We start from the raw sequence: 12,130 nt of genomic DNA, 5'->3' as shown, positions 1-12,130 counted from the left end.
GATGCCCCAACTGACACCTGTCACCACCGCGCGCCTCGGCGAGCACCTTCCACTCCTCGAACTCCTCCCGGACGCACATCCCCTCACGTGGGTTCGGCGCGGAGAGGGGTTAGTCGGCTGGGGTGTTCATGCCAGCACCACCGTGAGCGGCCCAGAAAGGTTTCACCAGGCACGGCAGTGGTGGCATCAAGAACTCGAAAAATTGGCCGTCACGGACTCGGTCCACTTATCCGGCACTGGCCCCATCCTCTTCACTTCTTTCTCCTTCTCACCAGATGAGGAGTCCGTCCTCACTATCCCGAAAGTCGTTGTTGGTATGCGGGCAGGGCAGTCATGGATCACCTGGATTGGAGAGGGACCTCAACCTGAACTTCTCGATATCGCGGATTCTGTAGTTCCCGGAAATTATTCGTGGCGAAACGGCACGATCACCGTGGATGAATGGCAAGGCCAGGTCGCGAAGGCGATCGAGTCGATTCAATCAAAAACAATCGACAAAGTCGTGCTTGCACGCGACTTAAATGGATCCACAACAGATCAGATCGATCCACGCTCCATTTTGCGAAACTTGGCAGTGGAATATCCCGCAACGTGGTGCTTCTCAATCGCAGGACTAGTTGGCGCAACCCCAGAACTCTTACTGCGCCTCAACCGTGCCATGGTCACGTCAAGAGTGTTAGCAGGGACGATCAGTCGAACTGGTGATGACGAAAAGGACTTGGCGCTCGCAGCATCTCTTGCGCGATCTTCAAAAGATCTCGAAGAACATATGTACGCAGTTCGCTCCGTGGCAGAATCTTTAGCACCGTTCTGCACATCAACAAACGTTCCAGACTCCCCCTTTGTTCTTCACCTTGCCAATGTCATGCATTTAGCAACGGACGTAACTGGAGCGATTTCTGAGTTCCCACAACATGTGGACACATTTTCGATACTGGAAAAACTCCATCCCTCAGCCGCGGTTTGTGGAACCCCCACGGAAATGGCAACGAAGGCAATTGCCGAGTTAGAGGGTATGCCACGAGGTCGTTATGCCGGACCTGTTGGTTGGATCGATGCCCGAGGTGATGGCGAGTTGGGTATCGCTCTTCGCTGTGGCCAGATATCGCATAACGAAATCAGACTTTTTGCGGGCTGTGGGATCGTGGCTGGATCAGATCCTCAACGTGAACTGGCAGAGAGCCAAGCAAAGTTTGCACCCATGATGAGTGCATTGGGAAGAAACTAAAGCGAACTTATTTTGATGTTTAGTTCTCGTAAAGCACGAGCATTCTCATCACGGCTTGGAACATTCGCGATAACCACGGAGACGCCAACGATCGGCTGCAGCAGTTTTCCACTTAACTGATCAATGCTGGTAACAATCATCGTATCTAGACCAAAAGAGGCGGAAATCGCTGCTAAATCAAGCCCATGTGGGGTTCCGAATATCTCTTCAAACCCTGGGACCCCATTTTGAGGAAGGGTTGAGAAAATTCCGCCGCCGTCATTGTTCACTATGACAAGGCGCAGGTTTATACGCTTCTGACCCATTAAACCGACGAGTCCGGTAATGTCATGCAAGAAGGAGAGATCTCCCAGGAGCGCGACCGTGGACTCACGTTGACTCGCTATACCGAGAGTCATGGAAATATTTCCATCTATGCCAGCAAGTCCGCGATTGGCAAAGGTTTCAACACCGGTTCGCGGGGATGCAAAGCCTTCAAGATCTCTTATAGGTCGAGAAGACGACACGAAGAGTGTTGTGCCCGGTACCAAGCTTGCACCGAGTGTTCGCGCAATATTCTGTTCGGACCAATTAGGAATTCCCGATATGAGTGCCGCGGTTTGTTCGCCGAAGGAATTCCACGTCGCTTCCCACGTTGAATCCTGCTCGAATCTCTTCTCGACCTTTGGCAAGGAGAAGAAGACCTGCGTCGCATTTCGTTTTACATCAATGCTCTCAGCTCTGGGGTCGACTACGAACTCCTGAGCCGCTGATTTCACAAGCGCATTAATCGATCGCGACAGCGTCGTGCGACCAACGACAATTGCGGTCTCGGGACGTAAAAGATCTCTGATCCTTTGCGATGACAAGAAGAGTGAGGCATGTGGAACGGCTCTCGAGAATGAGAGTGGGTCTTCGACAACAAGTGGCCAGCCAATCTCAATTGCGAAGTTCTCAATTTCCTCAACGCTGAGCCCAGCGCGGTCATGACCCACGACGATCACTCCACGTGAAAGAGAGAGCGTCAGCTCTTCTGACTCTTTCAATTCCCCATTTATCCAATGCCCTGGCCTTACTCCCGCTAACCAATCGCTCTCATCATCGGGCAATAAGGGTTCGTCCAATTGAACGTTGAGATGAACGGGACCAGAATGCAAATGGGAAATCACTGCATCCAAATTCGAATCGGGCGCTGAAATATCGGCCGAAAATGAGACAGCAGTGCCAAATAACCCTGCCTGGAGTGTTGTTTGATTGGCACCAGTCTGTCGAAGATAAGCAGGGCGGTCTGCTGATATTACGAGCAGTGGAATTTGACAGTGGTGCGCCTCTAAAACGGCTGGGTGGTAGTTGGCCACCGCTGTTCCACTGGTGCATAGAAGTGCAACGGGGCGTTTAGACGCTTTTGATATTCCAAGGGCAAGAAATCCAGCCGTCCGCTCGTCAATTCGTACATGTAAATTGAGGAATCCGAGTTTCTTGGCAGAGTACAGAGCAATTGAGATAGGAGCATTGCGTGATCCAGGTGAGAGAACCACGTCAGTGATTCCGACTTCAATGATCTGACGAACTATTCCCCGCGCGAGCTGCGTCGAAGCGTTCACCAATGCCACCCCTCTGAAGCAACCCATTGTGAGGCACCAGCATCCCACGTCTGGCGAATTCGATCACGCCACCAGTGGAGGCGATCTGAGGATACTTCGTGCTTTCTCAAAGCAGACGGACTCGGAACAACCGTTTGAACTTCAATCTTTCCATTCTTAATCGGCAATACCCCAATGTCATCGGCGAGCAACTGTCCCGTTCCCAATCCGCAGGCAAAGTCGAGATGCGCAAGTGCGGCGGCAAGTTTCAATCCGTAGGAAATCCCAACCGCAGAATCGAGTGCGCTGGACACGACAACCGGAAGATGATGAGTACTTGCAATTTCCATGGATCGCTTGATCCCGCCTAGTGGGGCGACTTTCAACAGAAGGACGTCAATAGCGCCATTCAAATCGATAGCCAATGGGTTTGGGGATTTTCGTACTATCTCATCTCCTGCTATCTGCACTGGAACATCCAACTCTTTTTTGAGTGCGCGCAATTCCTCGACAGTCACACAAGGTTGCTCGACATACTCGATATCACCCTGAGCATGGATAGCTCGCAGGGCGCGTAATGCCTCTGTGAGCGTCCACGAACCGTTTACATCAATGCGAATTCTTGCCTCTGGCAAAATCTCTCGCACCGTTGCAATACGGGTGAGGTCTGCTTGCAGGTCATTGCCTACCTTGATTTTCACGGTTTTGCAGCCAGAAAACCAGGAGAGTATCCTCGCGATTTCCTCTCGACCGTTGACGCAAGGCAGAGTTGCATTGATATCGATCTCAGTTCGCTTCACCGATGGTGCTGCAACAATGGCTGCTTCAATTCCACTCACCAGCCACGGAACGCACTCACGTGGGTCGTATTCAAGAAATGGAGAAAATTCTCCCCATCCTTGCGGACCTTCGAAGAGTGCAAACTCACGATGTTGCACAGAGCGAAAATTAGTCTTGGTTGGGACCGAAACAACACGTAAGGATTCAAAAATTGAATCAAGCATTTACGGGCGCCTGGGAAATTTTCCAAAGTTAGGAAGGCGCTTCTCTTTATACGCGTCTCGCCCCTCTTGACCTTCTTCGGTCATGTAAAAGAGAAGCGTGGCATCTCCTGCAAGTTGTTGGACTCCCGCCAATCCGTCATCTGCTGCGTTCAAACTCGCCTTCAATAGTCGAAGTGCCAGCGGCGATTGCCGAAGCATCTCTCGGGCCCACGAAACTGTCTCAGCCTCAAGCTCGGCAAGAGGAACCACTGTGTTAACCAATCCCATTTCCAGCGCCTCTTGCGCGTCATATTCACGAGTTAAGAACCAGATCTCGCGAGCCTTCTTCTGACCGACGTGTGCGGCGAGAAGTCCTGCACCATAACCGCCGTCAAATGAGCCAACCATTGGTCCCGTCTGTCCGAACTTTGCATTGTCAGCGGCGATTGTCAGATCACAGACGACGTGGAGAACATGACCACCACCGACAGCCCATCCGGCAACCATCGCCACAACCGGTTTTGGTGTGCGACGAATCTGCACTTGTAGATCAAGTACGTTAAGTCGTCCAATCCCCTTCTTTGCGAGCGCATCATCGCCTAAATATCCATCGTCTCCGCGAGAGGAGATATCGCCGCCAGAGCAGAATGCTTCCGTGCCGGCACCCGTGAGAATAATGACGCCAACTTCCTCTTCATCTCTGGCTAGCGAGAACGCTTGCTGCAATTCAATAATCGTCTGCGGACGAAAAGCGTTACGCACCTGTGGGCGGTTGATTGTTATCTTCGCCATTCCTTCGGCGATTTCATAGACGACATCAAGGAAAGATTCACCACCCGGGCCGACCTCCCATGTCGGGATAGATCGACCGCCAAATTCACGCTTAATCGGTTTGCTCATATTTCCTCCTACGCGGTTACGACCGATAGCCTACGGTGGCAATGGAAAACTCGTCACAACGAACTCTGCGCCCGCTGATACCCGCATCCAACGACCTACCCACTCTGATGGTCGAGTTGGCAAGGGCACTAGCCGGAAAAGGTCCCGCCCTCGGCTTTGGGGATATCAGAACTACCCGCGTCCCCGAGGGGGTAGCTGTTGTCACGGCGACATCCGGATCGACAAGGACGCCCAAGGAGGTAGGACTAAGTGCCTCGGCTCTACTCTCGTCGGCTCGAGCATCTCATGCATTCCTTGGGGCAACTTTCGGACAGGTCTGGTCGCTCCTGCTTCCTCTGAGCCATATTGCGGGCATCAACGTCTTGGTCCGCTCACTCGAACTTGGCACTATGCCCGTTGATCTGCGAGATTCATCGCATAAGCGGAGACAGAAGCAGAGATATAAAAAAACTGATTTCACCGCAATCGTGCCGACTCAACTTTTTCGTGCCTTAAATGGAGAAACTGAGCTCTTGGAACATCTGAAGACGTGCAGAGCAGTTCTCGTGGGTGGTGCTGCCCTCGCTCCTGCACTTGCGACGCGCGCCAAAGCAGCCGGCATCAACCTTGTTACGACATATGGCATGAGTGAAACTTCTGGCGGCTGCGTATACAACGGCAGGCCACTATCGGGCGTTGAAGTGAGGATTATTGAAGGTACCGTGGCGATAAAGGGAACGACGCTTGCCAGCACCTACATCAATGACGAACCCGGATGGCAAGAGTCATTGCAAGACGGTTGGCTCATTACACACGATCGCGGGACTTATGTAAATGGCAGATTAGAAATCTTGGGAAGAGCAGACGATGTCATCGTCAGCGGAGGGGAGAAAGTCTCTATAAGCGCGGTCGAGGAAACTCTGAAAGCCCACTTCGCGGGGGTTGAATTAGCCGCCTTCGCAGTTCCCGACCCAGAATGGGGATCCACGCTTCATATTGCGATTGCAGCCGATACATTAATCTCCGATGCAGAGATTTCCTCACTTCTGGCTCAAACTTTTGGCGAAGTAGGAAAACCTAAGGGATTTCATAGACTATTGGAGTTACCGCTTATCGGTATCGGCAAAATTGATCGAAGCGCACTTGTCCAACTGGCCCAGAGAGGTTTAATAAATTGACGACACTTGATACCTGGGTGAAGGGCGCGCGACCACGAACCCTTGCGGCGGCGCTTGCCCCCGTTATCGTCGCAACCGCTTTGGCCGGAAGTGAGGCGATGGCATCGCGCGCTGCCCTTGCGCTCTTAGTCAGTCTCTCTCTTCAAATAGGTGTCAACTACTCCAATGATTACTCAGATGGAATCCGCGGAACCGACTCAGATCGGGTTGGGCCCATTCGAATCGTGGCGAGTGGTCTGGCAACCCCCAATTCCGTAAAAACGGCGGCGATCATCTCCTTTTTGGTCGGTGCGATTGCTGGTTTAGTCCTGGCCATCCTCACATCGTGGTGGCTAATAGCAGTGGGTGCCACTGCCATCCTTGCAGCTTGGTATTACACAGGGGGAAAGAAACCTTACGGATATAGCGGTCTAGGTGAGATTGCCGTCTTTCTCTTCTTCGGACTCGTCGCGACAATGGGTTCGTATTTTGTCCAGACGGAAGAAATCACTCTTAAGAGTTTTCTAACGGCAATTCCTGTGGGTGCGCTCGCCTGTGCAATTCTGGCAATCAATAACATTCGCGATCGAGAGAAAGACCAAGCCGCGGGCAAACGCACTGTAGCGGTGCGTTTAGGAGATCAAGGGAGTCGCAATTTTTTTGTGGGATTACTTCTGCTTGCCCATCTTTCCTCACTGCTCATTACTCCCTGGGCGTTGCTCACGCTCATTCTCGCTCCGCTGACCTTCCAACTGGCCCACTCGGTAAAATCACAGATTCACGGAAGTGCACTTATCCCCAGTTTGGCCAGGACCGGAGAACTTCAACTACTTTTTGCGGGGCTGTTAGCACTGGCACTGTGGCTCGCATAATCTAGGGTTACACTTTCGGTATGCGTTTCCTATTGTTCATCCTGCCCATTATTTTCACCATTTATACCCTGGTTGATTGCGCAGGTACTGAGACATCGGAAATTCGTAACCTTCCAAAATGGGGATGGCTACTCATAATTATTTTCGTAGGGCTTATTGGCGCAATTGCTTATTGGATCGCTGGTCGGCCGCGTCGGCTGGGAAATTCTGGTGGCAGATACCGCCGAACCCTTCCACCGGATGACAATCCTGATTTTCTGCGAAACCTTTAAAAACCTCAATCACTTAAAGTCGGGCAATTAAAGACCCGAGTACGTGTGCTTTCCCGTACCCCAAATATTTATGTATACGTAATTAAATAAGAAAGTCGAACCCGCAAAAAGACAGAGCCAGGCAGCCTTACGTCCTCTCCAACCTACGGTGACTCGGGCATGCAGGTATGCGGCATACGCAACCCAAGTAATAAAAGCCCAGGTCTCTTTTGGATCCCAACCCCAATATCTGCCCCATGCGTGTTCGGCCCAAATAGCTCCGGCGATTACGGCAAAGGTCCACAGTGGGAAAACAAAGGCAACCAGGCGGTACGAAAGTTGATCGAGGACTTCGAGGGAAGGGAGCCGCTTCGCCCAGGTCTTCCGCTCGCCCTTCTGCTCCATCGCATCCAGGTAAAGGTAGGTCGCCGCAATTGTGTTTGCTAGAAGAAAGACACCTCCCGAGATAATCGCTGCGGAGACGTGGATAACCAACCACGTGGACTTAAGGGCAGGCACTAAAGGGGCGCTGGGGCGGTAAAGGACCGCGACGGCGGTTCCGAGAGTAAGCAATACAAATATCGCAACCAAAAGACCCATCCAGCGCAGGTCATATTTGCGAAGTGTAAAAAGGTAAGCACCGCAGAAGGCGAGGGCACCGGTAATTGAGAATTCGTACATATTTCCCCACGGCACCCGACCAGCAGAGACTCCTCTGGCAGCCACGCCGACAAGGAGAAGTAGGAAACCTAAGATCATAAATGCGGTCGCAACTCGCCCGGCTTTTTCCGTCCGTTTGTAATCCAAAGTCTTAACGAGAAGGTTCTCGGAAGAGGCGTCCGCTTCGGATGTGGCCTCACCCTGGGGTGCGCGGACAGCCCAGGCGGTCTCATATGCGTGAGTAAAAAATGCCAAGGTGAAAACTGCCATAGACGAATAAACAAAATAATTGGAAAGGAACGCCCATGATGAATTTGTCATTCGCCCACCTTCTTCAATACATCTACCAAGGCAACTATCTCATTCTCTAAACCTGGGGCGCCATTTTTTGCCAGTCCCGCCACCTCGACTACGCCATCACGCTGACGAATCCAAATTCGGCGACGGCGAGTGAAAAGGGATCCAAGCAGACCAAGGATGGCAAGAATACCCCCAAGAAGCGCATACAACTTCCCGGGATCCCTCACCACCTGCAGGTTGACCCACGGAACTATTGCGTCAAAAGTGATGCTCCCCCCAGCAAATGTGAATGTTTCACCAAGGTTGAGGGACTTCAAACCAATCTTCTCCATTTTCGAAGTATCAATTCGATAAACAGATTGTGGAATCCCTCGATCTAATCCGAGGTCACCCTTCCAAGCAGAGAGAAGCAGTTTCGGATCAAGGGCTTCTGGAAAAGATGAAAATCCTCCACGTATCCTGTCTCTGGCAGCTGTGGGCAAGAACGAAGCTACAAAACCAAGTTGTGGAGTGGAATCTGGAACTTTGATCGCCCCGATTGAGGACAGATTTGCATCCTGCGGAAGGAAAGGAATCGGACCCTGTAGAACTATGGCACCTGACTTATCTCTGACTGTGACAATGGGCGAGTAGCCATTTGCCTGCAAATAAACATTGGTGTTTCCCAGCGTCAAGGGAGAATTCACTTTGATGGTCCGTTGCACCTTAGGCGCACCAGGCTTTGCAGTCACTGTGACCTTGAGGGTGTAATCCTCCGGAGCGTTTGTAACCGGGTTGTACTTGGCCACGAAATTGTCCATCCTCAACATAAAGGGAGAGAGCGATCGATCTCCGAATAATTTGCCATAACTCAAACTGTCATAGGTTGTTGGTGTATTCGTAAATCGTTCTCCGACGTTGACTATTGCCTCTCCGCGCATACCAAAAAGCGCTCCCAGGCTTACTCCAATGAGAATCAGAATAAGCGCTAGGTGAAAAAGGAGGTTTCCCGTCTCTCTCAAATAGCCTTTCTCTGCCGATATGGATCCATCGACTTCGCGAATGCGAAATCGCTTTCCTTTCAGCCACTTTTTTGCACTCTCGATTTCAGTGCCGGTTCCATCCCATGATTGAAAGAACTCCATCCGATCCAAATACTGCGGGGTCAGCGGGGGAAGAGCACGCGCGGCACGAAGGTGCTCGAACGTGCGCGGCAGAACGCAGCCGATGAGCGAGATGAAAAGCAGAATATAAATAGCACTAAACCAGGGAGACCCATAAACGTCAAAGAGAGAGAAGCGGTCCATCAGTTTCGCCAAGGCAGGATCGTTTGTAAAATATTCCTGAACTTTCATTGGGTTCTGTGTTCTCTGCGGGACTAAGGAACCTGGCACAGAAGCAACCGCTAATAGGAGGAGTAACATCAAAGCCGTGCGCATACTTGTCAGTTGTCTCCACGCAAACCTAAATAAACTGACAATTCCTAATTCGGGAAGATCGGTATGATCGCTCATTTAAACCACCGGAATAAAATTTGAGATCATCGCACGAAGAGAATTCATGACTTCGTTCCAAACTCCAAAGACTTGCAACAATCCAATAAAGATTAAGAACGCTCCTCCGACGTTGCTAATCACATTGCCATGTCGACTCATGAACCGTCGCAGCCTCTCGGACTTATCCAGATACAGCCCGGAGAGGATGAATGGGATACCAAGGCCAATGGAGTAACCCAGCGACAAGATCGCACCTCGGAGCGCGCTTGCCTGCTCAAAGGCCAGCGTCTCAACTGCCGCTAGGGCTGGACCGATGCAGGGTGTCCAACCGACGCCGAATAAGAAGCCAAGAACCGGCGCGCCTGCCAGTCCTCCTACGGTCGACATTTTTGGTCTATATGTAGGCATCATCGGGAAAACTCCCATAAAAATAATGCCAAGTGCGATGGTGAAGAAACCGAGAATTCTGGTGATGCCACTTTGGTGACTGAGAATCTTCGAACCCAGTCCGCCGAAGAGTGCACCATAGGAGACAAAGAGAACGGTAAATCCAGAAATAAACAAAATCGAACCGAGCAGTACCCTCCCACGACTCTTTGACATACCCGCGGCATATGACAGATAGCCCGGCACAAGTGGAAGCACGCACGGCGAAAGAAAAGAGATGAGGCCGGCAACCATTGCAAATGGGAAGGCGACTAATAGTGCGCCATCCAATATCTGATTTACAAAAAGATCTTTCATCCTTTGGAGACCCGCTCAATCAAATCGGTCAACGAAGCGATCGTGATTTCGCCCGATATTCTCGCCGCAACTTTGCCATTTTTATCTATCACTAGGGTTGTAGGAATTGCATTGGCTATGAGGGAATTGTGAAAGCCCAGTAAAAGCGAGTCATCGACAAGGGTTGGGTATGGGATCGCGAACCGTCTGACAAAAGCGCGCGCAGTCGAGAGGTTGTCTCTCGTCAGGACGCCAACGAAACTCACCTCAGGGAAAGTTTCGGAGAGGGAAGCAAGTGATGGTGCTTCCGCACGGCACGGTGCACACCATGAAGCCCAGACATTAAGGACTCCAACACGCCCCTTTTCGAGCCGGTAATAGGCGCCATCCAGAGTCTTTCCTTCAATTTTCGGAGCGGAGATTCGATCTTTGACATCGACAGTAGTAACAGCGCCGTTGCCTGCAATAAAACTTCGTGATCCGGTTGAAGAACTTCTACCGGCGCAACCAGATAGGAATAGTGCGGCCACGACCCCGACAAGGGATAAGCGCCAAATCCCTTTCATTACTTCTTCACTAGATGACGCGCTGGTTCTGAATAACTAATTCCCGCAATCATGTCCTGGTCATCGAAATGTATGGTTGTGACGGAGGCAAGTGAGCACTCCCTTTTTCGGGGATCATGGATCATGTGTCTTCCCTCAATTGAACTGCGAAGGATCCAAATAGGAAGCTGATGAGAAACACAGATTGCATCTTTCCCGCCGGCAGCTTCGCGGGCAGCGAAAACAGCGGCCAGCATCCGATTTACTTGCTCAACATAGGGTTCACCCCATGAAGGTTTCCAGGGGTTCCAGAGATGTCGCCAAGCCCTGGGGTGCAGCAGCGCGCCATCACCTACTCCGAATGGCTCTCCTTCAAAAATATTAGACGCTTCAATCAATCTTTCATCCGTAGAAATTGGCAGATTGTGGGCTTGCGAAATCGGTAGCGCGGTCTCTTGTGCTCGCTCCAGCGGCGAGACGTGGAGCGCGCCAAGATCAAGGCTTTTGGACCATTCGCCCAAAGTTTGCGCCATTTCCTGACCGCGCTCAGATAATCGCCAACCTGATTGGCGACCATAGAGAATCTTTTTTGGATTTTCTACTTCACCGTGACGAATGACATGAACCTTTGAAGCCCCACTTGAGATCATAGGGAAAGCATAAAGCGTTGGCGTCTTCTCCAAATCGCTAGGCTAGGCACATGGCTCCCACCCCCAAAAGAGCAGCATTCTTCGATGTCGATAACACGCTCATACGGGGATCTAGTCTCTACTTCCTTGGTCGCGGTATGTATCAGCGCGGCTTCTTCAGTAAATCGGACATCTCACGCTTTGTTCTGGCCAACCTGCGCTTTCGAATGACAGGTAAAGAGAATCCTGAGGAAATGAAGCGCTGGCAGAAGGCGGCTACAGATTTCATTGGCGGTCATAAGGTTGATGACATCGCACTCGTGGCCCAAGCGGTCTATGACGAGTACGTTTCACCCGCTTTGTGGCAAGGAACCATAGATATTGCTCAGAGACATCTGCGCAACGACGAAGAAGTCTGGCTCGTAACAGCAGCGCCGCAAGACTTAGCCCATCTAATATCGGAAAGACTTGGTTTCACTGGTGCATTGGGAAGCCGGGCTGAAATTAAGGATGGGGTCTACACCGGTGCAATGTCCGGCAATCTTCTACACGGCAAAGAGAAGGCAATCGCGATTGCAGAGTTGGCCATCAAGCGTGAATTTGATCTGGCGAATTGTTACGCCTACTCAGATAGCCATAATGACCTCCCACTCCTACTTGCAGTCGGACACCCGAGCGCCATTAATCCTGATGCCGTGCTGAGAATTCGCGCCCTCCGCGAAAAGTGGCCAATCCACGATTTCAGACGGGCACGCGTCATCAACCGAATCTGCGGTCCTTTCTTTAGTCGCGTCGCCTCTGTCGCCATCTTGCTGCTACCCCGCGGCAAACGCGAGAAGGATCGGTAAACACTGACCTCTCCCAAG

At 51.5% G+C, this 12,130-nt stretch carries 13 protein-coding genes; 5 read left to right on the top strand and 8 right to left on the bottom strand.

Annotation, left to right across the window (positions count from 1 at the left end):
* Position 1 precedes the first annotated feature (1 nt).
* On the top strand, positions 2-1,228 hold the full coding sequence (locus VMW30_09705) for an isochorismate synthase (protein HUW88627.1): 1,227 nt from the start codon (positions 2-4) through the stop codon (positions 1,226-1,228).
* Here the strand turns inward: VMW30_09705 and menD are convergent.
* From menD to menB, 3 genes are read right to left on the bottom strand one after another with little or no spacing between them, the layout of a single operon-like run.
* The gene (gene menD / locus VMW30_09700) at positions 1,225-2,811 is read right to left on the bottom strand and encodes a 2-succinyl-5-enolpyruvyl-6-hydroxy-3-cyclohexene-1-carboxylic-acid synthase (GenBank protein HUW88626.1); all 1,587 of its coding nucleotides are present in this window, start codon (positions 2,809-2,811) and stop codon (positions 1,225-1,227) included. The two genes, VMW30_09705 and menD, sit on opposite strands and share 4 nt — an antisense overlap.
* Positions 2,808-3,794 (bottom strand): o-succinylbenzoate synthase, encoded by a 987-nt coding sequence (locus tag VMW30_09695; protein ID HUW88625.1) that lies wholly within the window; start codon positions 3,792-3,794, stop codon positions 2,808-2,810. Before VMW30_09695 ends, menD begins: the two co-directional genes overlap by 4 nt.
* The gene (menB, locus tag VMW30_09690) at positions 3,795-4,673 is read right to left on the bottom strand and encodes a 1,4-dihydroxy-2-naphthoyl-CoA synthase (GenBank protein ID HUW88624.1); all 879 of its coding nucleotides are present in this window, start codon (positions 4,671-4,673) and stop codon (positions 3,795-3,797) included.
* A gap of 41 nt (positions 4,674-4,714) precedes the next feature.
* Between menB and VMW30_09685 the strand changes: the two genes are divergently transcribed.
* Genes VMW30_09685 through VMW30_09675 form a run of 3 tightly spaced genes read left to right on the top strand, consistent with a single transcriptional unit; the run spans position 4,715 to position 6,953 of the window.
* On the top strand, positions 4,715-5,830 hold the full coding sequence (locus VMW30_09685; protein HUW88623.1) for an AMP-binding protein: 1,116 nt from the start codon (positions 4,715-4,717) through the stop codon (positions 5,828-5,830).
* Positions 5,827-6,681, top strand: coding sequence for a 1,4-dihydroxy-2-naphthoate polyprenyltransferase (locus VMW30_09680; protein HUW88622.1), 855 nt, complete (start codon positions 5,827-5,829; stop codon positions 6,679-6,681). Before VMW30_09685 ends, VMW30_09680 begins: the two co-directional genes overlap by 4 nt.
* Before the next feature lie 20 nt (positions 6,682-6,701).
* On the top strand, positions 6,702-6,953 hold the full coding sequence (locus VMW30_09675) for a PLD nuclease N-terminal domain-containing protein (GenBank protein ID HUW88621.1): 252 nt from the start codon (positions 6,702-6,704) through the stop codon (positions 6,951-6,953).
* 27 nt (positions 6,954-6,980) lie between these two features.
* On the opposite strand, the gene ccsB is transcribed toward VMW30_09675, so the two are convergent.
* From ccsB to VMW30_09650, 5 genes are read right to left on the bottom strand one after another with little or no spacing between them, the layout of a single operon-like run.
* Entirely contained in the window at positions 6,981-7,913 is a 933-nt protein-coding gene (ccsB, locus tag VMW30_09670; GenBank protein ID HUW88620.1) for a c-type cytochrome biogenesis protein CcsB, read from the bottom strand.
* Positions 7,910-9,385: a cytochrome c biogenesis protein ResB gene (locus VMW30_09665; GenBank protein HUW88619.1), complete on the bottom strand. Its 1,476-nt coding sequence runs from the start codon at positions 9,383-9,385 to the stop codon at positions 7,910-7,912. The genes ccsB and VMW30_09665 overlap by 4 nt, the downstream gene beginning before the upstream one ends.
* Positions 9,386-10,111, bottom strand: a complete 726-nt coding sequence (locus VMW30_09660) for a cytochrome c biogenesis protein CcdA (GenBank protein HUW88618.1) — start codon at positions 10,109-10,111, stop codon at positions 9,386-9,388.
* Positions 10,108-10,656, bottom strand: coding sequence for a TlpA disulfide reductase family protein (locus tag VMW30_09655; GenBank protein HUW88617.1), 549 nt, complete (start codon positions 10,654-10,656; stop codon positions 10,108-10,110). The genes VMW30_09660 and VMW30_09655 overlap by 4 nt, the downstream gene beginning before the upstream one ends.
* Complete coding sequence (locus VMW30_09650; GenBank protein ID HUW88616.1) at positions 10,656-11,285, bottom strand: histidine phosphatase family protein; 630 nt, start codon at positions 11,283-11,285, stop codon at positions 10,656-10,658. Before VMW30_09650 ends, VMW30_09655 begins: the two co-directional genes overlap by 1 nt.
* Positions 11,286-11,335: 50 nt before the next feature.
* Here VMW30_09650 and VMW30_09645 point away from each other — a divergent pair, with 50 nt between their 5' ends.
* Positions 11,336-12,112 (top strand): HAD-IB family hydrolase, encoded by a 777-nt coding sequence (locus VMW30_09645; GenBank protein ID HUW88615.1) that lies wholly within the window; start codon positions 11,336-11,338, stop codon positions 12,110-12,112.
* The last annotated feature ends 18 nt before the right edge of the window (positions 12,113-12,130 follow it).

It is taken from the genome of Candidatus Paceibacterota bacterium (genome assembly GCA_035530615.1).
Taxonomy (GTDB): Bacteria; Actinomycetota; Actinomycetes; order Nanopelagicales; family Nanopelagicaceae; genus QYPT01.
This window is presented reverse-complemented; position numbering and strand designations above follow the sequence as displayed.